Source organism: Nocardia sp. PE-7, from assembly GCF_030486425.1.
GTDB lineage: Bacteria > Actinomycetota > Actinomycetes > Mycobacteriales > Mycobacteriaceae > Nocardia > Nocardia salmonicida_A.
This window is the reverse complement of sequence record NZ_CP129614.1, coordinates 2,328,319-2,348,822: the sequence shown is the minus strand read 5'-3', so window position 1 is coordinate 2,348,822 and position 20,504 is coordinate 2,328,319. Positions and strand designations below refer to the sequence as shown.

The window sequence follows — 20,504 nt, the reverse complement described above, 5'->3', positions numbered from 1 at the left end:
ACCCGAAGCTATCGCTGAGATTCTCGTCGGCCGTAATCCCTTGGTATGAGACGGAATCGGACTGCGGGGTGATATCGCGGGGCAACCCCGCGGCACCGGCAGTCGAGTCCCTGCTCGAATCGGAGGGTTCGAACGAGACGTTCCTGGGTAAAAAGATCTGGATACCGTTCGCGAATCGGGCGAACGGGACGTCTGAGCAGGCGTTTCACAGTGTGGAGACCAGGTTGCTGAATTTGATCGAGCTCGTACGCAGACCGGCGCAGTCGACGATCCCGACCGAGCCCCCCACCGCGGCCGGTTCGCTGCGGGCGGGCGATGTCGTCCTCACCGCCAAGCGCAGCTACCGGGTGGTCAGCACCAGCTTCGCCGACGACGCGCGTCGCGCGGGCCGGGTGGTCGCCGACACGGTCGACCTGGTCACCGGCCGTCTGCGCGTGCTCGATTTCCCCAGCGCCGACACGATGGTCACCGTCAAAGCAGCGTAGTCGGTCAGACCGGCCGGTGCCGGACGTCGGTGGTCGGAGGAAAGCGGCGGGTAGTCGATTGCTTCCCGTCGGCGGGAACCACCACTTCTTCCTCGACCACACGGCGTTGATCGACGCCACGCGTGCGTTCGGCGAAGGCGATATCGCGCGCACTGCGCACCGACAGGCGTCCCAGTGAGCTCGCGGCGAAGAACAGGATCAGCGCGCCGAGTCCGTAGAAGTACGTCAGCTCGAGCAGCGCGCGCTTCAGATCCGAGGTGGCGACCGGCTCGCCGATGTCACCGAGTCGCAGCAGGTCGGCCAGGAACGGCCCGATCACGAACCACACGCCCGCCGCCACCGCCAGCCAGCCACCGAAACTGGCGACCAGCCGGTTGCGGCTCAGCAGCATGAGCAGCCCACCGACGATCGCGACGGCGCCCGGCAGAACCTCGAGCCAGCCGCGAGCCGATGTCCAGGTCCACGCCTCGTCGGGGGTGTACGCGAAATCGAAGGAGGGGCCGATAAACGGGATGAGTGCGCCCCAGATGCCGAGAAGCAGCACCACCAGCCCGCCCAGCGCGCCCCGGCTACGCGGAATATGAAACCGTCCGCCGTTCTCGGTCGAGACTTTGTCGTCGACTTTCATCATGAGGCCTCCATCATCGGAGAACAGAACTTATGGGGCGCTTACCCCGCCCCGTCCCGATTACGCACTGACACCGAAAACAGCTTCGTCCGATCTAGATGTCGCCGAGAAATCTCGAGATCTGTTCGATAACGGGCAGTGGCTGCTCTTGTTGGACCCAATGACCGGCATCGGGTATCAACACGGAGCCGGCGAATCGAGCGCAGACGACGTCCGCCATGGCGCGCAGCGCACCAGGTGATTGCCACACACCCCAATCGGACCGTCCGGCGATGAATTGCGCGGGCACCTCGATTCGCGTGCCACTCCGCGATGCGGGGTTCGGCAGTGTTCGGGCCGCGTACCAATTGAGTGCGCTCTGGAATCCGGTTCGACTGAATTCCTGTGCGTAGAAATTCAGTTCTTCGTCGGTCAGCCATTCACATGTGGCCCGTTGCTGCGGGGAAGGAAGGTGCGGCGCGACGGTTTCCGGCATGCTGACGCCCGCGTCCATGACGTAGTAGCGCGGCAGCAGGGCAAAGTCGTGTGCGGTAGCTCCCGGCAGTTCCCCGGCGTCCGCGTTTCCCGGCCAATCCGCGCTCTTCATGTGGAAATACGCGCGTAAGAAGGCGGCGATGCCTTGCGGGGCGTCGGCGATGTCGGCAGCACTCGTCGTGCCCGCGAAGTAGTGCTGGTAATGCCTGCGTGGCGGTGACAGCGCCCGAAGCGCGGCGTCGAGTTCGGCCGACGACTTGGCAACGCCCGCCCCGGCGAACGGCGCGCTCATCATCGTCAACGATCGGATGACACGCGGGTCGCCGAGCGTGGCCCAGCCCGCGACGACCGGACCGAAGTCGTGCCCGACCAGATGAGCCCGGTCGTAGCCGAGCGCGCGAATGAGCTCGAGGGCGTCACCGGCCAGGTTGTCGGTGCGGAAGGATGCGAGGTCGGTGACATCGCTGCCGGTGGTCCGGCCGTAGCCGCGCTGGTCGGGGGCCACCACGTGGAAGCCTGCGTCGGCCAGCGGCGCCAAGATCTTGCGCCAGGAGTACGCCAACTCGGGAAAGCCGTGCAGCAGCAATACCAGCGGACGATCGGAACCGACGTGGCCGGATTCGAGGATGTGGACCCGCAACCCGTTGACGTCGTCGAGGAATCGGGACCTGACTCCGTCCGACAGTCCCGGAAAGTCGACTTCCTGGCCCATAGTGCCCCCTCCTCCAGCGATGAATGTGGTTGCGCCGCATTCATGGTGTAGCTCACCACACCATGGACTCGGTGGGCAGCTCGATCGAATTTCGGCGTCGCGACGACAACCATGGGGTCATGACCGAGAAACCAGCCGAGTCGACCCTCGTGATCGACCTCGCCGACGAGCCGACCGTCGCGCTCGACGCACCACAGGATGCACCGCGACGTCGAACCGGACCGCTGATCGCGGTACTGCGCGCGCCGATCGAAGCCAGGACCTGGAAGGAGCTCGCCTATCTGGTCCTGTCGTTCGTGCTCGGCTGTGTGGCCGTGTGCTACCTGTTCTTCGGGTTCGGCGGCGGACTGTACACGTCGATCCTGCTCATCGGCATCCCGTTGCTGGCTACCGTGCTGCTCGGCGGGCGGGTGTGGGGCCGGATCTATCGGTTCCTCGGCAGCGCGCTGCTCGGGACCCGGGTCGACTCGCCACCGGATTTCACCAGGGCGAGCGGCCTGTTCGGCTTCCTGAAGAGCGCGTTCACCGATCGGCCGAGCTGGCGGGTCGTGGTGTTCCTGATCGCGCAGTCGGTGCTCGGCGTCGCGGTCGGCTACGTCGTGCTCATGGTGATCGCGATGGTCGGGTTCACGGCGCTCTCGCCCATCCCGTGGGCGCTGCTGGATCCGGTCCAGGTGGACGACAACGGCGTCGAGCACCACAGCCTCGCGCAATTCGGCACGTTCTACATCGACACCTGGCCGCGCGCGCTCGCCCTGTCCGGGATCGGCGTCCTGCTGTGCTTCGCACTGCCGTGGCTGGTCCGCAGCGTCTGCTGGTTGCATCGAATGCTGATCGTCAGCCTGTTGGCCGCGACACCGCGCGACCGGCAACTGGCAGAACTGCGGGCCAGCAGACGGGCCGCGGTGGACGATGCGACCGCCACTCTGCGCCGGGTCGAACGCGACCTGCACGACGGCACACAGGCTCGGCTGGTCACCATCGCCATGGCGCTGGGCAGGGCCGAAGAACGCCTGGCCGCGGGCGGCGACGCCCGCGACCTCATCGCCGAGGCGCGTGCCAACTCCAAGGAAGCGTTGACCGAACTGCGCGAACTGGTCCGTGGCATCCATCCCCCCGCGCTCGAGCTCGGCCTCGGCCAGGCGCTGGAAACGCTCACCGCCCGCTGCGCGGTGCCGGTCGACCTGCGGGTGCAGATCCCCCACCGGCCGAGCCCGGCCATCGAGGCGATCGCCTACTTCTCCGTCGCCGAGCTGCTCACCAACGTCGTCAAACACGCGCACGCGAACCAGGCCACCGTGTCGGTGCTGCCCGAGAGCCGACACCGCATCGCGGTCACCGTGCGCGACAACGGAATCGGTGGTGCGCCCCACCCCGGTACGCCGACCGTGACCGGTAGCGGGTTGGCCGGGCTCGCCGCGCGTGCGCTGGCCGTCGACGGCACACTCACCGTCGACAGTCCGGTCGGCGGGCCTACCGTGGTGACCATGATCCTGCCGAACGAGGGCCCGCGGTGACCGCGGGCAGCGCAGCGCACGGACCCCTGCGGGTGGTGATCGCCGAGGACAGCGCCATCCTGCGCGACGGGCTGGCCGGGCTGCTCACCGAACGTGGACACGAGGTGGTGGCGATGGTCGGCGACGCGACGTCGCTGAGCGAGATCGTCGAGACCCACCGGCCCGACGTCGCGGTGGTGGATGTGCGGATGCCGCCCACCTTCACCGACGAGGGCCTGCTCGCCGCCATCGAACTGCGCGGGAAACATCCCGGCACCGGCGTGCTCGTGTTCTCACAGTGGATCGAAACCCGATACGCGACAGAACTTCTCGCCGCCGGAGCGGGCGGCGTCGGCTACCTGCTCAAGGACCGCGTCGCCGACGTCGGTGATTTCGTCGACGCGCTGCATCGGGTCGCCACCGGCGGCACCGCCCTCGACCCCGAGGTGGTGAGTCAGCTGATGGGCGCGTCCCGGCAACAGGATTCGCTGGCCCGGCTCACTCCGCGCGAGCGCGAGGTACTCGAGCTGATGGCCCAGGGGCTCACCAACAACGCCATCGCCGCCTCGCTCACCGTCACCGAGCGGGCCGTCGAGAAGCACATCGGCAATATCTTCACCAAACTCGATCTGCCGCCGTCGGATACCCGCCACCGCCGGGTGCTGGCGGTGCTGCGGCTCAAAGGGTGAACCGCGCAACGCCATGCACGCCGGCTGTTACTCGCCTGCGGTCGGCGCCGTCGCGGCGACGCGGCCCACGATGCCCTTGGCGATGGAGCCGGTGATCCGCTCGGTCACCGCGCTCGTCGAGCGCAACAGCAGTTGCAGGGCGGGCTTGCCCTCCACCGCGAAGGTCCACGTCAGCCGGGTTCCGGTGGCGGTCGAGGCCAGCTCGATGTCCTCGGCGAAGCGACGCAAGCCCGGGATCGAGGCGGAATCGACGGTGAAGGTCATGCGCCGCTGGTCGTCCCAGCGGTAGAACCGTTCGGTGAGCGCGGCGATGCGTCCGAGGGTGACGACGCGGCGGGAGCCGACGCCGAACGGACGCGGTGTGATCCACCGCATGCCGGTGACCAGCCCGGACCACGACACCAGCGCGTCGTCGGCGATCAGGGCCGCCCAGACCGCCGAGGGCGGTGCGGGAATGTCGAGGACGTGGACGTAGCGGTTCGACGCGCTCGCGAGGAATTCGTCGTCGGATTCGGTCAATGCGAATGCCTGAGCCATAGCTATCGGTGTTCTTCCTGTTGTCGATCGACTGTCGATAGTCCGTTCCAGCACAGGGCGGACGCGGTGTCGACCGCGTCCTTTTTCGAGATGGGCCGCCCCGCCTCCAGCCAGTGGCTGGCCGCGAGACGGCTCAGACCGACCAGTCCCCAGGCGTGGATGTCGGCCCTGGTCGCATCCACGCCCACCGCCCGCAGTTCGGCGCTCACCAGGACGGCACAGTCACGCATCGCGTTGCGCACCCGCCACTCGACGCACGGTTCGCTGGGCACCGGCGATTCGAACACCAGCACATACCCGCCGAGGTCGTACTCGACGAAGTCGAAATAGGCCTGCACCGCCCCGCGTACCCGGCTGCGCGGCTCGGCGTCGGCCGTGACAGCCACCCGGACACCGTCGACCATCCGGTCCAGATTGAGTTGCAGCACAACGAGATACAGATCCAGCTTGCTCGCGAAATGATCGTAGAGCACCGGCTTGCTGATCCCGGACCGTGCGCTGATCTCGTCCATCTTGGCGCCGTGATATCCGTAGGCGACGAATACCTCTTGCGCGGCCTCGACCACCATCCGGCGCCGCACGGCCCGTGCCGCAGGCCCGCGAAGCCCGGTCACCGACGTGGCCGATCCCCCGGCACCCGGGGCCACCGGGTGCCGGGTCTCGCCGCGCATCGTCGTCATCGCAGACCGATCACTAGCGATGGGTGAAGTTCGGCGGCCGTTTGTCGACGAAGGCGTTCATGCCTTCGGTCTGGTCCTCGATCGCGAACAGCGAGTGGAAGACGCGGCGCTCGAACCGGATTCCCTCGGCGAGGGTGGTCTCGAAGGACCGGTTCACCGCTTCCTTGGCGATCATCGCGACCGGCAGTGACTTGGCCGCGATGGTCTCGGCCACCTCCGCCGCGACGTCGAGCAGGTCGTCGGCGGGCACGATGCGCGAGACGAGTCCGGCGCGTTCGGCTTCCTCGGCGCCGATCGTGCGGCCGGTCAGCACCATGTCCATCGCCTTGGCCTTGCCCACCGCGCGGGTGAGCCGTTGCGAGCCGCCGATGCCGGGGATCACGCCCAGCTTGATCTCGGGCTGGCCGAATTGCGCGGTGTCGGCGGCGAGCAGGATGTCGCAGAGCATGGCCAGCTCACAGCCGCCGCCCAGGGCGTATCCCGCGACCGCGGCGATGGTCGGCTTGCGGAACTGGGCGAGCCGATCCCAGCGCGCGAAGTAGTCGTCCATGAACATGTCCATGTACGACTTGGGCGCCATCTCCTTGATGTCGGCGCCCGCCGCGAAAGCCTTGGCGGAGCCGGTGATCACGACCGCGCCGACCTCGTCGTCACGACCCAATTCCTCGAGCGCGGCGATGATGTCGTCGAGCACCGCGCTGTTGAGCGCGTTGAGCGCCTTCGGCCGATTCAGCGTGATCCAGCCGACGCGGTTCTTGGTCTCGACCAGGATCGTCTCGTAGTCGCTCATTCGGAAACCTCGTCGGAACGCTCGCGGATGTCGGTGACGATGGCGGAGAAGTCCCGCCCGCCGTGGGTCTGGTTGAACCGCGCGTAGATCGCGGCGGCGAGCTCGCCGAGCTGACCGTCGATCCCGTTGGCCTGCAACGCGTTCGCGGCCAGGGTGAGGTCCTTCGACATCAGCGCGGTGGCGAAGCCGGGCTGGTAGTCGTTGTTGGCCGGGCTGGCGGGCACCGGACCCGGCACCGGGCAGTAACTGGTCAGCGCCCAGCTCTGGCCCGACGCGGTGGACACCACATCGAAGAACGACTGGTGACTCAGGCCCAGCCGCTCACCGAGCACCAGCGCCTCCGACAGCCCGATCATCGAGATCCCGAGCAGCATGTTGTTGCAGATCTTGGCGGCCTGACCCACACCGGCGCCACCGCAGTGCACCACCTTGCCGCCCATCACCGCGAGTACATCGCCCGCATCGGCGAAATCGGCCGCCTCGCCGCCCACCATGAAGGTGAGGGTGCCCGCGGTGGCACCGGCGACGCCACCGGAGACCGGCGCGTCCAACGGACGGTGTCCGGCTGTGACGGCCAGTGCCGCAACCGCTTTCGCGTCGGCCACATCGATGGTCGAACAGTCGATGAACAGTGTGCCCGCCGTGGCGGCGGGCAGCAGTTCGGCGTAGACGTCGAGCACGAGTTTGCCGTTGGGCAGCATGGTGATCACCACGTCACGGTCGACGGCGGCCTCGGCGGCGGTGGCCACCACGGTCGCGCCGTCGGTGCGGGCCTGTTCCTGTGCGGCGGGCACCGGGTCGTAGGCGAGCACGTCGTAGCCCGCGCGCACCAGGTTCGCCGCCATCGGGCCGCCCATGTGGCCGAGCCCGAGGAAACCGATCTTCTTCGTCATCGCTGTGCCTTCACTGTCGTCGAATCCAGTTCCGCCGCACCGAGATCAGCGAAGTAGGCCGCCACCTGATCGTCGGTCACCTCGGCGAGGGTTGCCGGCCGCCACTGGGGATTGCGGTCCTTGTCGATCACCTGGGCGCGGATGCCCTCGACCAGGTCGTCGGAGCCGAGCGCGGCGACCGAGACCCGGTATTCCTGGTCGAGCACCGCCTCGAGGCTCGTCAGTTCTCGTGCCGCCCGCAGCGAGCGAAGCGTGACCTTCAGCGCCACCGGCGATTTGGCCAGCAGGTCCTCGGCGGCTTTCGCGGCGTCGGGTGATTCGTCGGCGCGCAACCCGGCCACGATCTCCTCCACGGTGTCCGCGCCGTAGCAGGCATCGATCCAGCTCTGCTGAGCGAGCAACTCCGATTCCGGCGCGGCCGCGGTGAACTGTGCGATCGCCTCGTCGGCGCTCGCCGTGCGCAGAGCGTCGAGCAGGGCGTCGATGTCGCCGGAAGGCACGTAGTAGTCGGCGAACCCGGCCGCGATCGCGTCGCCCGCGTTCATCCGCGCGGTGGTCAGCGCCACGTGGGTGCCGATCTCGCCCGGCGCCCGCGAGAGCAGGTAGGTGCCGCCGACGTCGGGGACGAAACCGATGCCGACCTCGGGCATCCCGATCTTGGACCGTTCGGTGACGACGCGGTGGCTGCCGTGCCCGGCCAGGCCGACGCCGCCGCCCATCACGATGCCGTCCATGATCACCACGTACGGCTTGGGATAGCTGCCGATCAGCGCGTTGAGCAGGTACTCGTCGCGCCAGAACCGTCCGGTCGGCGAATCGGCGCCCGCCGTACCGCCTTTCGCGTCGGCATGGATGGCGACGATGTCGCCGCCCGCGCAGAGTCCGCGCTCGCCCGCGCCGGTGACCACGACGGTGCGCACCGCGTCGTCGTCGGCCCAGGACCGCAGCGCGTCGGTGATGGCCAGTGTCATCGCGTGATTGAGCGCGTTGATGGCCTTGGGCCGGTTCAGGGTGATCAGGCCGAGGCCGTCACGGACAGCGATCAGCACTTCGGGTTCGTCGGTCATGCGGCTCCGATCAGCGAGCGGGCGACGACCACCCGCATGATTTCGTTGGTGCCCTCGAGGATCTGGTGCACGCGCAGGTCGCGCACGATCTTCTCCAGGCCGTATTCGTGCAGGTAGCCGTAGCCGCCGTGCAATTGCAGCGCCTTGTTGGCCACCTCGAAACCGGTGTCGGTGGCAAATCGCTTCGCCATCGCGCACAGGGTGACCTTGTCGGGCGCGTCCGCGTCGAGCGCGGCCGCGGCCCGCCACAGCAGCGTCCGCGCCGCCTCCAGTTCGGTGGCCATATCGGCGAGCTCGAACTGCAGTGCCTCGTTGCGCGCCAGGGGTTTACCGAAGGCGTGGCGTTCGGTGAGGTAGCGGACCGTCTTGTCGAGCGCTGCCTGCGCACCGCCGAGCGAGCACGCGGCGATATTGAGTCGGCCGCCGTTGAGGCCGTTCATCGCGATCGAGAAGCCCTCGCCTTCCTCGCCGAGGCGATTGGCGACCGGCACCCTGGCGCCGTCGAGCAGGACCTGGCGGGTCGGCTGGGCGTTCCAGCCCATCTTCCGTTCGTTCGGTCCCACCGTCAGACCCGGTGTATCTGCGGGGACGATCAGCGCCGAAATGCCGCGCGGGCCTTGCCCACCGGTGCGCACCATCATCACGTACACGTCGTTGGAGCCCGCGCCGGAGATGAATTGCTTGGCGCCGGTGAGGATGTAGTCCTCGCCGTCGCGAACGGCCTTGGTGCCCAGGGCCGCCGCGTCGGAGCCGATGCCCGGCTCGGTGAGGGCATAGCTGCCGAGCAGCTCCAACGCCGCCATCCCCGGCACCCACCGGTGACGCTGCTGCTCGGTCCCGTAGGCATCGATCATCCAGGTCGCCATGTTGTGGATGGAGATGTACGCCGACACCGAGGGGCACCCGGTGGAGAGCTGCTCGAAGATCCGCACCGCGTCGAGCCTGCGCAGTTCGGAGCCGCCCACATCGGCGCGTACCGAGATGCCGCCGAGTCCGAGCGGGCCCGCCTTGCGCAGCACATCGACCGGAAAGTGTTTGCGCTCATCCCAATCCAGCGCGTCGGGCGCCAAGAACTCGTCGGCGAATTGGCGCGCGGTGTCACCGATCGCGCGCTCGTCCGCATCGAGAGTGAACATCGCCGCCTCAGTCCATCGTCGGGATCACGAACGCGTTGGACTCCTTGAGCCCGGCAGGCCAACGCTGGGTCACCGTCTTGGTCTTGGTGTAGAACCGGATCGAATCCGGGCCGTGCTGGTTGAGATCGCCGAAGCCCGAGCCCTTCCAGCCACCGAAGGTGAAGTACGCGATCGGGACCGGGATCGGCACATTCACACCGACCATGCCGACCTGCACGCGAGCGGAGAAATCGCGGGCGGTGTCGCCGTCGCGGGTGAAGATCGCGACGCCGTTGCCGTATTCGTGCTCGTCGACGAGCTTCAGCGCTTCCTCGTAGTCGCCGGCGCGCACCACGGTGAGCACCGGGCCGAAGATCTCTTCTTTGTAGATGCGCATCTCGGCGGTGACGTTGTCGAACAGGCTCGCGCCCACGAAGAACCCGTCCTCGGCGCCGTCCACGGACAGTCCGCGGCCGTCGACCAGCAGCTCGGCGCCCTCGTCGACACCTATCTGGACGTAGTCGTTGACCCGGTTCACACCATCGAGTCCGACCAGCGGACCGAAATCGGCGCCCGGGTCGTCGGAGCGGCCGACATTGAGCTTGTGCACGCGCTCGGTGAGCTTGGCGACCAGCCGATCCGCGGTCTCCTGCCCCACCGGCACCGCCACCGACAGCGCCATGCAGCGCTCTCCCGCCGACCCGTACGCCGCGCCGATCAGCTGATCAGCGACGTCGTCGAGGTCGGCATCGGGCATGACCACCGCGTGGTTCTTGGCCCCGCCGAAGCACTGTGCGCGCTTGCCGTTGGCGGTGGCGGTCTCGTAGATGTACTGGGCGATCGGGGTCGAACCGACGAAGCCGACCGCCTTGATCCGGCGATCGTGCAGGATCGCGTCGACGGCTTCCTTGCCGCCGTTGACCACGTTGAACACACCCGGCGGCAGACCGGCCTCGAGGAACAGCTCGGCCAGGCGCAGCGGTACGGAGGGATCACGCTCGGAGGGCTTGAGCACGAAGGCGTTACCGCAGGCCAGCGCCGGTCCGGCCTTCCACAGCGGGATCATCGCCGGGAAGTTGAACGGCGTGATGCCCGCGACGACGCCCAGCGGCTGCCGCATCGAGTACACGTCGATGCCGGTGCCCGCGCTGTCGCTGTACTCGCCCTTGAGCAGGTGCGGGATACCGATCGCGAACTCGATGACCTCGAGACCACGCTGGATGTCGCCCTTGGCGTCGGCGATGGTCTTGCCGTGCTCGGACGAGAGCAGGGCGGCCAGGCTGTCGATCTCGTCGTTGACCAGGCTCACGAACTTCATCAGCACCCTGGCGCGCTTCTGCGCGTTGAACGCCGCCCACACCGGCTGAGCCGCGGCCGCGTTGTCGATCACCGCGGTCACCTCGGCGGTGTTCGCCAGCGGAACCCTGGCCTGCACCTGACCGAGATTCGGATCGAAGACGTCGCCGAAGGCGCCGGATGTGCCGGTGACGTGCTTACCGCCGATGAAGTGCGTGAGTTCGCGAGCCATGCCAGTCCTAGTCGTTGAGGTCGGTGCGCGCCGCGCACAGTGGAAGGTTGTCCAATAGTTGGACGTCCAAGCAATTGGTACGATCGCAGTACCGTCGCCCTTTTGTCAACAGTGGATTCCGCTATTGCCGCAACGCCAACAAGATGCCCACGCGCGGACCCGCGCCTACGACCCGGGTACCAGAATCGGGAGCACGTAGGTGCGGGCGAACGCCGCCAGGGCCTGCTCCGAGCCGGTATCGATGGTGCCGACCGGCTGCAGGATCAGCGAGTGCACCACCCGGCAGACCACTTCCACCCGGGCGCTGAGATCGGGGATGTCGGGGAATCGATTGTCCTCGAGCACCTTTCGGATGATCTCGGTGGACGCGGCGACCGAGAGCAGGAAGAACGACGCACCGTCGACGGTGAGCTGGGGCAGCAGGCGGTCGGCCTCCAGCGTCAGCAGCCGCTCGACCAGCGGGTGCGCCCGCCAGCGCGTGATCACGGTGGTGAAGACGTCGACGACGATGTCGTCGAAGGTGTCGTGGCGTGCCGGGATCTCCCCCAGGTCGACCAGCAGCCTGCGAACCTCCCGCTCGAAGGCCGCGCTCACGACATCGTCGCGCGATCCGATGCGCCGGTAGACGGTGGCGCGGTCGACGTCGGCGGCCTTGGCGATGTCCTCGATCGTCGTTTTGCGCACGCCGACCCGCTCGAACTGCACGAGGGCGGCATCGAGAATTCGTTCTTCGACCGAGTCGGCGGTGGGCGAATTCCCCGAGGTCGCGGCGGTGGAGAGCACGCTTCGACGGTATCAGGCGCAACGGGGTGCCGATCACGACGACGGCCCGGATTCGGTCTGCAACATTGCGATACTATTTGTTGCACTGTACGGTTCCGGTATGGCTGATAACAGTGCAACGGCGCGCTCCTATCAGGAAGAAGCGCACGCAATTCACGCGCGGGATGTGCATTTCGACTTCTCGTCGGTGCCCATGCACTACATCCCGGGCGAAGTACTCGCGACACATGTCACCAATGTGATGCATCTCGTACTCCCCGAAGGCGAACGAGCGATGGCGACCTGCCTCGCCGAGGCCCTGCCCTATATCGAGGACGAGCGGCTGCGGGAGGAGGTCACCGGGTTCATCGGCCAGGAATCGATGCACGCCAGCAGCCATGAGGGCGCGCGACGGCATCTGCAGTCGATCGGACTCGATGTCGAGTCCTATGTCGCCAAGATCGGCTGGCTGGTCGACCGAGTCCTGGGCGACCAGGGACTCACCGGCCGCGCCAAGGAGGAATGGCTCAAGGAACGTCTCGGCCTGTTCGCCGGGATGGAACACTTCACCGCCGTCATCGGCGAGTGGCTGCTGGAATCGGAGGTGCTGGCCGAGCTCGGGATGGATCCGACCATGCTCGATCTGGTGCGCTGGCACGGCGCCGAAGAAGTCGAGCATCGCAGCGTGGTGTTCGACGCCTACATGCACGTCGACGGCGGCTACGCCCGACGACTGCGCACCGGGCTGCTCGCCAGCGGCACCCTGCTGCCACTGTTCATCATCTCGACGGCGTACCTGTATCGCCAGGATCCGAGCAAGGACAAAGGCCGTTCCTGGGCCAGGCAGTTCGTGAGCGCGACAGTGCGCGGCGTGATCCCGAGCTTCACCACCTTCGTCACCGAGATGCCACGCTATCTGCGGCCGAGTTTCCATCCCTCCCAACTGGGTTCGATGGACAACGCCCTGCGGTACCTGGCGCATTCGCCGGCGGCGCGCGCGTGAACCCTTCCACCGCGGCCGCGACACCGAGCCTGCGGGTCATCGGTGCCGCCGTCGACGTCTACAAGAAGGTGTTCACCCAGCCCACGCTGTCGCCGCCACGTCCGGTGCGACACCACGGCTTCGACCTCGACGTCCGGGTAGAAGCGGTCCACGCCGAGGCCGCCGACGTGGTGAGCCTGACCCTGGCAGGCCTCGAAGGAGGGTCTCTGCCGTCGTGGCGGCCGGGTTCTCACATCGATGTCTTCCTGGCCTCGGGTCGCCAACGCCAGTACTCGCTGTGCGGCGATCCGCGCGACCGTCACCGCTACCGCATCGCGGTGCGGCGCCTCGACGACGGCGACGGTGGATCGCGGGAGATGCACACCCTTCGCTCGGGTGATCGGCTGCGCATCCGCGGCCCGCGCAACGCGTTCACCTTCGTCGAGACCGCCCCGTCGTACCTGTTCATCGCCGGCGGCATCGGGATCACCCCGATCCTGCCGATGGCGCGCGCCGCCGGTGCTCGCGGACGGCTGGTCTACCTGGGCCGATCGCGGGAGACCATGCCGTTCCTCGGCGAGCTCCCCCCGGGCACCGACGTGCGCCCCGACGACGAGTTCGGCACACCCGACCTGCCCGCGTTGCTCGCCACCGCCGCCCGCGGCGCCGCGGTCTACGTGTGCGGGCCTGTCCCGGTGCTCGACGCCGCCCAGCGCAGCCTGTTCACGCTGAATCCCACTGCCTCGCTGCACACCGAACTGTTCTCGGCGCGGCCGGTGACCGACGGCGAGGAATTCGACATCACCCTCGCCCGGAGCGGCGAGACCCTGCGTGTGGGCAGCACCGAGACCGCGCTCGACGCGATCCGCCGGGCCCGACCCGACGTCGCCTACTCCTGCCGGCAGGGCTTCTGCGGCAGTTGCAAGACCAAGGTCGTCGCGGGCGAGATCGATCACCGCGACCGACTGCTCCCGGCGGGCGAGCGCGCCGACCAGATGCTCACCTGCGTGTCCCGTTCCGCCGGTGGCGCGCTCACGCTGGATCTCTGACCGCGAAAGGCATGGTCCCCATGACCACCACCCTCACCTTCGACGTCCACAGTCCGGCGACCGGCGCCCTGGTCGGTTCCTATCCCAGCCACGACGAGAGTGCCGTCGAGGCGGCCGTCGACCGGGCCCACGGTGCCGCGACCTGGTGGCGGGCAGCCGGTTTCGACGAGCGCGCCCGTCGCCTCGATCGCTGGCGAACCGAGATCACCCGCGGCCGTGACGAACTGGCCCGCATCATGAGCCAGGAGATGGGCAAGCCCCACTCCGATGCCGCGCTCGAGATCGTGATGGCGCTCGAACACCTGAAATGGGCCGCGCACAATGCGAAAGACGTGCTCGGTTCGCGTTCGGTCGCGCCCAGTCTGTTGACCGTCAACCAGGCCTGCCGGGTCGAGTACCGCCCCTTCGGCGTGGTCGGGGTGATCGGCCCGTGGAACTACCCGGTGTTCACCCCGCTCGGCTCGATCTCGTTCGCCCTGGCCGCGGGCAACGCGGTCGTGTTCAAGCCCAGCGAGTACACCCCGGGGGTCGGTGTCTGGCTCGCCGAGGCGTTCGCGCGCGCCGTCCCCGAACAGCCTGTCCTGCAGGTGATCACCGGCGGCGGTGAGACCGGCGCGGCGCTGTGCCGCAGCCGGGTCGGCAAGATCGGGTTCACCGGTTCCACCGAAACCGGCAAGCGCGTGATGGCCGCCTGCGCGCAACGGCTCACCCCGGTGCTCATGGAATGCGGCGGCAAGGACGCACTCGTCGTCGACGCCGACGCCGACCTCGGCGCCGCCGCCGACGCGGCACTGTGGGGCGGCATGTCCAATGCCGGGCAGACCTGCCTCGGGGTGGAACGGATCTACGTCCACACCGACGTCTACGACGCGTTCCTCACCGAATTGCTCGACCGCGCGGCCGACCTGCGCGCCGGGACGGGCGCGGCGAAGATCGGTCCGATCACCATGCCCAAGCAGCTCGCGGTGATTCGCCGCCACATCGAGGACGCCCTCGCACGCGGCGGCCGGGCACTGCTCGGCGGGCCCGATGCCATCGACGGCCAGTTCGTGCAGCCGACCATCCTGGTCGATGTGCCGCACGACAGCGCGGCGGTCACCGAAGAGACCTTCGGCCCGACGCTGGTCGTGACCCGGGTCGGGTCCATGGACGAGGCGATCGAGCTGGTCAACGATTCCGAATACGGACTCGGCGCCACCGTGTTCGCCCAGCGCGACGGCGACGCGATCGCCGACCGCATCGAGGCGGGCGCCACCTCGATCAACGCGTTCGTCGCGCACGCCACCATCCCCGCGCTGCCGCTGGGCGGGGTCGGCGCCTCCGGCTTCGGCCGCGTGCACGGTCCCGACGGCCTGCGCGAGTTCACCTACGCCAAAGCGACTACCCGGCAACGGTTCTCCTCACCGCTGGCGCTCACGACGTTCACCCGCAGCACCCGGATCGACACCGTCGTCGATCGCCTGGTGTCGGTGCTGCACGGAAGGATCGGCTGACCCATGCCCACAGAACACACGCACATCGTCGTGCTCGGCGCCGGATTCGGCGGCATCGGGCTGACGATCAAGCTGCGCGAAGCCGGGTTCGACGACATCGTCGTACTCGAACGCGCCGATGACCTCGGCGGCACCTGGCAGGCCAACACCTACCCCGGCTGTGCGTGCGATGTCCCCTCCCAGCTCTACAGCTACTCCTTCGCGCCCAACGCGGACTGGTCGCGCACCTACGGCAAGCAGCCCGAGATCCTCGACTACCTGCGCTCGGTCGCCCAGGACAACGACGTGATCCGGCATGTGCGCCTGGGCACCGAGCTGCTGGACGCGCGCTGGGACGACGAGCAGTCGGTGTGGCGGATCGAGACCTCGCGGGGTGCGCTCACCGCGGACTACTTCCTCTCCGCGGCGGGCATTTTCGCCGAGGCGAAGTACCCGTCGCTGCCCGGCATAGAGAACTTCGAGGGCACGGCCTTCCACTCCCTGCACTGGGATCACGATCACGATCTGACCGGCAAGCGGGTGGCGGTGATCGGTACCGGCGCCTCCGCGGTCCAGTTCGTGCCGGAGATCCAGCCGAAGGTCCACGCGCTGACGGTGTTCCAGCGATCGGCGCCGTGGATCGTGCCGCGGATGGACCGCGCGACCATCGGGCTCGAACGTCGGCTACTGCGGCATATCCCGTTGGCGCAGAAGGCTGTTCGCGGTACCTGGTATTCGTTGATCGAGGGATTCGGCCTGGTCGGATTCGTCGACAACCGGTTCCGTCATCCCTACGAGCTGCTCGGCCGGATCCAGCTGCGGCGTCAGATCCGCGACCCGGAACTGCGCGCCAAGGTGACGCCGGATTACATGATCGGCTGTAAGCGGGCGATCTTCTCCGACGCCTACCTGCCCGCCCTCGACAAGGACAATGTCGCGGTGGTGACCGACGGCATCGCCGAGGTGCGCGCGCACTCCATCCTCACCCGCGCCGGGGTCGAGATCCCCGTGGACACCATCATCTACGGCACCGGATTCACCACCACGCCCAGTGTTTTCGACCGCATCGTCGGCCACGACGGGCGCTCGATGGCGCAGGTCTTCCAGCAGCGGCCGCAAACCTATCTCGGTGCCGCGGTGGCCGGATTCCCGAACTTCTTCTGCACACTCGGTCCGTTCGGTGCGGCGGGCAACCAATCGGCGGTGTTCATGATCGAGTCGCAGATCGCCTACATCGTCGACGCGCTGAGCACGCTACGCGCCCGCGGCGAGACCAGGGTCGAGGTCCGTCCGCAGGTGCAGCGCGATTTCGTGGAGGAGATGGGCAAACGCAGCGCCGACACCGTCTGGCTCACCGGCGGCTGCGAGAGCTACTACACCACCGCCGAAGGCGGCAACGCCGGGCTGTATCCGAACTGGAGTTTCGAATACCGCCGCCGCACCCGTCGATTCGACATCGAGTCCTACGAGGTATCCGCATGATGCGCCTGCCCGATCTCGCGCCGTCCAACTGGTTCGCGCCCTCCTATGACGTGGCGGGCAAGGTCGTCCTGATCACCGGTGCGGCTCAGGGCATCGGCCGAGAGCTGGCCGCGATCCTGTCCCGCCGTGGTGCGCGGGTCGTCGTGGTCGACATCGAGGAGGTCGCGGCCCGCCGAGCTGCCGACGAGTTGGGGCTCGATGCCCACGGTCTCGGCGCCGATGTCGCAGATCGAGCGCAGATGGCAGCGACGGTCGACGAGGTGGTGCGGCTGTTCGGCACCCTCGACGTGGTCGTCGCCAACGCGGGGGTGACGCCGGTGCCCGCCACCGTGCGCACGATGGACCCGGCGGATTTCGACCGGGTGATCGGGATCAACCTCACCGGCGTGTTCAACACCGTGCATCCCGCGCTGGACCACATCGTGTCCGCGCGCGGGCATGTGGTGGTGGTGTCGTCGTGCGCGGCCTTCGCACCGGGGATGGGCGGGTCGCCGTACATGGTGAGCAAGGCCGCGGTCGAGCAGTTGGGACGGGCACTGCGCGTGGAACTCGCCGCGAGCGGGGCCAGCGCGGGCGTGGCCTACTTCGGCATCGTCGACACCGCGATGACCCACGACATGCTCGATACCGACGACCTGGGCAAAGAGCTCGACGGGATGCTGCCGTGGCCGCTCAATGTGCGGATCACCGCCGAGTACGCGGCCCGCACGATCGCCGACGGCATCGCCCGCCGGGCGCCTCGCACCATCGCCCCCAGCGGGTGGGAGCCCTACGCGCTGCTGCGCGGGGCGATCAATGTCGTCCTCGACCACCGGCTCGCCGCCGACACCACGGTGCACGAGCTGATCCGGGCGATCGAGCGTCGCCGATGAGCACCGAACGCGGGTCGCTGCGGGCTCGCACGCTTCGGCAGATGTCGGCGTTCACCGTGGGACAGTTGGCCGCGCTCGCACCGGTGAACGCCTACACGCTGCCGCCGTCGCGACTGCTCATCGAGCAGGCCATGCGGGCGGGCGCGCCGCCGTTGCGCGCGACGACCACCGAGCGCGTGGACACCGACGGGATTCGCGGCGAGTGGGTGCGTGGGCCGCGCGCCGACCGCACCGACGCGGTCGTCCTCTACGTCCACGGTGGTGGGTTCGTCGCGGGCTCGGCCCTCGGGTATCGCGGTGTCGCGTCCCGATTGTCCACCGCGACAAAGCTTCCGGTGTTCACCCTGGACTACCGGCTCGCCCCCGAGCACCCCTACCCCGCCGCGCCGTCCGATGTCGCCGCCGCGTTCGGGTGGCTGACTCGGCGGTACAGCGCCGACCGGATCGTCGTCGCCGGAGACTCGGCCGGTGGCTTCCTGGCGGCGCACCTGACCGTCGAGAACGCCCGCGCGGGGCGACCCGAACCGGGTGCGCTGGTGTTGTTCTCGCCGATGGCCGACCTGAGTCTGGCCATCGCGGTCGACCACGAGAAGCACGAGCACCGCGACGGTCTGCTGTCCACCCAGATCGCCAGGCAGGCGATCGCCGCCTTCACCACCGAACCGTTCGAGCTACAGCCCGTCCACGGAATGCGGTTGCCGCCCACCCTGATCCACGCCAGCGACACCGAGTATTTCGGCGCCGACGCGACCGAACTGGCGCGGCGCTGGCGGGCCACCGGGGCGCACTGCGAGCTACAGGTGTGGCCGGATCAGATGCATGCCTTCCAGACACTCCCCGCCGTCGTCCCCGAGTCGAGGACGGCCTATCGCGCGGCGGCCCGTTTCGTCGCCGCCCATCTCGACACCGCCCCCGCGGTCATGACCCAGAAAGTTCCTGCCTCGTGAGCATTTCCCGTTTCGACACCCTGCCCGCAGCGTTCCAGCACACCGCATCGCGCTATCCCGACGCGGTCGCGCTGCGCACCCCCGGTGACACCAAGACCATCACCTGGGGCGAGTACGCGGCCCAGGTTCGCGCGGTCGCGGCCGGGCTGGCCGGTCTCGGGGTGCGCCGCGGCGACACCGTCGCGTTGATGATGAGCAACCGGGTGGAGTTCTATCCCCTCGAGGTCGGCGCACAGCATCTGGGCGCCACCTCGTTCTCGGTGTACAACACCCTCTCCCCCGATCAGCTCGCCTATGTGCTCGGCAATGCCACGGCGCGCGTGGTGATCTGCGAGCCGCAGTACGCGAAGCTGATCGCCTCCTCCGGCGTCGACCTCGACCACATCGTCTGTGTCGACGAGGCACCCGAGGGCACCCTGTCGGTGGCCGACCTGCTGGCGGCGGGCCGCGACGATTTCGATTTCGACGCCGCCTGGCGTGCGGTGCGCGGCGACGATGTCGCGACGCTGATCTACACCTCGGGCACCACCGGCGCGCCCAAGGGCGTCGAGACCACCCACGCCGCACTGCTGTTCCAGGTGTACGGCATCGCCGAGATCCTCGGCATCGAATTCGGTGACACCATCACCTCGTTCATGCCGACCGCCCACATCGCCGACCGCCTGACCGGGCTCTATGTCCAGGAGGTGCTCGGCACCCAGGTGACCAGCGTCGGCGACCCCAAGCTGATCGCCGCCGCGCTCGCCGACCTGCATCCGACGATCTGGGGCGCGGTGCCGCGGGTGTGGGAAAAGCTCAAGGCCGCCATCGAATTCAAGGTCGCGGCCGAACCCGACGAAACCCGCCGCCAAGCCATGGCCTGGGCGCTGTCGGTCGCCGCGGCCCGCAGCGCCCACCAGTTGGCGGACGAACCGGTGCCCGCCGAGCTCGCCGCCGAATGGGCGCGCGCCGACGAACTGGTACTGAGCAAGCTGCGCGCCGCCCTCGGTCTGGACCGGGTGCGGTGGGCGATGTCGGGCGCGGCCCCGATCCCACCCCAGACGCTGGCCTTCTTCGCCGGCCTCGGCATTCCGATCGCCGAGATCTGGGGCATGTCGGAGCTGTCGTGCATCTGCAGCGTCAGCCATCCCCGCGACGCCAAGCTCGGCGCGGTCGGAAAGCTGTTGCCCGGCATGGAATCACGGCTGTCCGACGACGGTGAACTGCATGTGCGCGGACCGCTGGTGATGAAGGGCTACCGAGGGCTGCCCACGCAGACCGCCGAGGCGATCGACGCCGAGGGCTGGCTGCACACCGGTGACATCGTCAGCATCGACGACCAGGGCTACCTCCGGGTCGTCGACCGGAAGAAAGAGATGATCATCAACGCGGCGGGCAAGAACATGTCGCCCACCAATATCGAGAACGCGATCAAGGCCGCCACCCCCCTGATCGGCGCCATGGCCGTCCTCGGCGACGGCAGGTCCTACAACACCGCGTTGATCGTGCTCGACGCCGAATCCGTCGAGCCCTACGCGCGCGAACACGCGCTGCCCGATGCCTCCGCCGCCGCGCTGGCTGTCGACGCCACGGTGCTCGCCGCGATCGAAGCCGGGGTGGCAGCGGGAAACAGCAAGCTCTCGCGCGTCGAGCAGGTCAAGCGCTTCCGCGTTCTGCCCACGTTCTGGGAGGCGGGCGGCGACGAGGTCACGCTCACCTTGAAGCTCAAGCGCAAGGTGATCGCCGAGAAGTACTCCACGCAGATCGACGAGCTCTACGCCGTGCACCCGTCCGCCGACATCGTCAACGTCGGATAACCGCCTCAGCCGAAAAGCCAACAGCCCCAGCTGATTCCGGCTGGGGCT

Annotated in this window: 20 protein-coding genes; 10 read left to right on the top strand and 10 right to left on the bottom strand. The window is 68.2% G+C overall.

What is annotated here, in order from left to right; all coding sequences use genetic code 11:
* Positions 1–233: 233 nt before the first annotated feature.
* Positions 234–485, top strand: coding sequence for a hypothetical protein (locus QX204_RS10970; protein ID WP_301906562.1), 252 nt, complete (start codon positions 234–236; stop codon positions 483–485).
* A gap of 4 nt (positions 486–489) precedes the next feature.
* Here QX204_RS10970 and QX204_RS10965 read toward each other — a convergent pair whose 3' ends face one another.
* Complete coding sequence (locus tag QX204_RS10965; protein WP_301906560.1) at positions 490–1,116, bottom strand: hypothetical protein; 627 nt, start codon at positions 1,114–1,116, stop codon at positions 490–492.
* Positions 1,117–1,207: 91 nt separating this feature from the next.
* Positions 1,208–2,299 carry an alpha/beta hydrolase gene (locus tag QX204_RS10960; protein WP_301906558.1) on the bottom strand — a complete coding sequence of 364 codons (1,092 nt, stop codon included), beginning with the start codon at positions 2,297–2,299 and terminating at the stop codon, positions 1,208–1,210.
* A gap of 119 nt (positions 2,300–2,418) precedes the next feature.
* Here QX204_RS10960 and QX204_RS10955 point away from each other — a divergent pair, with 119 nt between their 5' ends.
* Positions 2,419–3,816, top strand: a complete 1,398-nt coding sequence (locus tag QX204_RS10955; RefSeq protein WP_301906556.1) for a sensor histidine kinase — start codon at positions 2,419–2,421, stop codon at positions 3,814–3,816.
* A 26-nt stretch (positions 3,817–3,842) separates the two neighbouring features.
* The gene (locus QX204_RS10950; RefSeq protein WP_301907968.1) at positions 3,843–4,484 is read left to right on the top strand and encodes a response regulator transcription factor; all 642 of its coding nucleotides are present in this window, start codon (positions 3,843–3,845) and stop codon (positions 4,482–4,484) included.
* 27 nt (positions 4,485–4,511) lie between these two features.
* Here QX204_RS10950 and QX204_RS10945 read toward each other — a convergent pair whose 3' ends face one another.
* The 8 genes from QX204_RS10945 to QX204_RS10910 all read right to left on the bottom strand — a co-directional run bounded on the left by QX204_RS10945 (position 4,512) and on the right by QX204_RS10910 (position 11,877).
* Positions 4,512–5,021, bottom strand: a complete 510-nt coding sequence (locus QX204_RS10945; protein WP_301906554.1) for an SRPBCC family protein — start codon at positions 5,019–5,021, stop codon at positions 4,512–4,514.
* 2 nt (positions 5,022–5,023) lie between these two features.
* A complete protein-coding gene (locus QX204_RS10940) occupies positions 5,024–5,701 on the bottom strand; it encodes a TetR/AcrR family transcriptional regulator (RefSeq protein ID WP_301906553.1) in 678 nt (225 codons plus the stop codon).
* A 13-nt stretch (positions 5,702–5,714) separates the two neighbouring features.
* Positions 5,715–6,491 (bottom strand): enoyl-CoA hydratase, encoded by a 777-nt coding sequence (locus tag QX204_RS10935; protein WP_301906552.1) that lies wholly within the window; start codon positions 6,489–6,491, stop codon positions 5,715–5,717.
* Positions 6,488–7,384, bottom strand: a complete 897-nt coding sequence (gene mmsB, locus QX204_RS10930) for a 3-hydroxyisobutyrate dehydrogenase (RefSeq protein ID WP_301906550.1) — start codon at positions 7,382–7,384, stop codon at positions 6,488–6,490. The genes QX204_RS10935 and mmsB overlap by 4 nt, the downstream gene beginning before the upstream one ends.
* Entirely contained in the window at positions 7,381–8,451 is a 1,071-nt protein-coding gene (locus QX204_RS10925) for an enoyl-CoA hydratase/isomerase family protein (RefSeq protein ID WP_301906549.1), read from the bottom strand. Before QX204_RS10925 ends, mmsB begins: the two co-directional genes overlap by 4 nt.
* Positions 8,448–9,587, bottom strand: coding sequence for an acyl-CoA dehydrogenase family protein (locus tag QX204_RS10920; protein WP_301906547.1), 1,140 nt, complete (start codon positions 9,585–9,587; stop codon positions 8,448–8,450). Before QX204_RS10920 ends, QX204_RS10925 begins: the two co-directional genes overlap by 4 nt.
* A gap of 7 nt (positions 9,588–9,594) precedes the next feature.
* Positions 9,595–11,094, bottom strand: a complete 1,500-nt coding sequence (locus QX204_RS10915) for a CoA-acylating methylmalonate-semialdehyde dehydrogenase (RefSeq protein ID WP_301906546.1) — start codon at positions 11,092–11,094, stop codon at positions 9,595–9,597.
* A gap of 165 nt (positions 11,095–11,259) precedes the next feature.
* Positions 11,260–11,877, bottom strand: coding sequence for a TetR/AcrR family transcriptional regulator (locus QX204_RS10910; RefSeq protein WP_301906545.1), 618 nt, complete (start codon positions 11,875–11,877; stop codon positions 11,260–11,262).
* Between the two features lie 100 nt (positions 11,878–11,977).
* Between QX204_RS10910 and QX204_RS10905 the strand changes: the two genes are divergently transcribed.
* Genes QX204_RS10905 through fadD11 form a run of 7 tightly spaced genes read left to right on the top strand, consistent with a single transcriptional unit; the run spans position 11,978 to position 20,456 of the window.
* On the top strand, positions 11,978–12,859 hold the full coding sequence (locus QX204_RS10905; protein WP_301906544.1) for a metal-dependent hydrolase: 882 nt from the start codon (positions 11,978–11,980) through the stop codon (positions 12,857–12,859).
* A gap of 29 nt (positions 12,860–12,888) precedes the next feature.
* Positions 12,889–13,887 (top strand): PDR/VanB family oxidoreductase, encoded by a 999-nt coding sequence (locus tag QX204_RS10900; RefSeq protein WP_301907967.1) that lies wholly within the window; start codon positions 12,889–12,891, stop codon positions 13,885–13,887.
* Between the two features lie 20 nt (positions 13,888–13,907).
* Complete coding sequence (locus tag QX204_RS10895; protein WP_301906543.1) at positions 13,908–15,380, top strand: aldehyde dehydrogenase family protein; 1,473 nt, start codon at positions 13,908–13,910, stop codon at positions 15,378–15,380.
* A gap of 3 nt (positions 15,381–15,383) precedes the next feature.
* On the top strand, positions 15,384–16,841 hold the full coding sequence (locus tag QX204_RS10890) for a flavin-containing monooxygenase (RefSeq protein ID WP_301906541.1): 1,458 nt from the start codon (positions 15,384–15,386) through the stop codon (positions 16,839–16,841).
* Positions 16,841–17,713, top strand: coding sequence for a short-chain dehydrogenase/reductase (locus tag QX204_RS10885; RefSeq protein WP_301907966.1), 873 nt, complete (start codon positions 16,841–16,843; stop codon positions 17,711–17,713). Before QX204_RS10890 ends, QX204_RS10885 begins: the two co-directional genes overlap by 1 nt.
* On the top strand, positions 17,710–18,660 hold the full coding sequence (locus QX204_RS10880; protein ID WP_301906540.1) for an alpha/beta hydrolase: 951 nt from the start codon (positions 17,710–17,712) through the stop codon (positions 18,658–18,660). Before QX204_RS10885 ends, QX204_RS10880 begins: the two co-directional genes overlap by 4 nt.
* On the top strand, positions 18,657–20,456 hold the full coding sequence (fadD11, locus tag QX204_RS10875; protein ID WP_301906539.1) for a fatty acid--CoA ligase FadD11: 1,800 nt from the start codon (positions 18,657–18,659) through the stop codon (positions 20,454–20,456). Before QX204_RS10880 ends, fadD11 begins: the two co-directional genes overlap by 4 nt.
* Positions 20,457–20,504 lie beyond the last annotated feature (48 nt).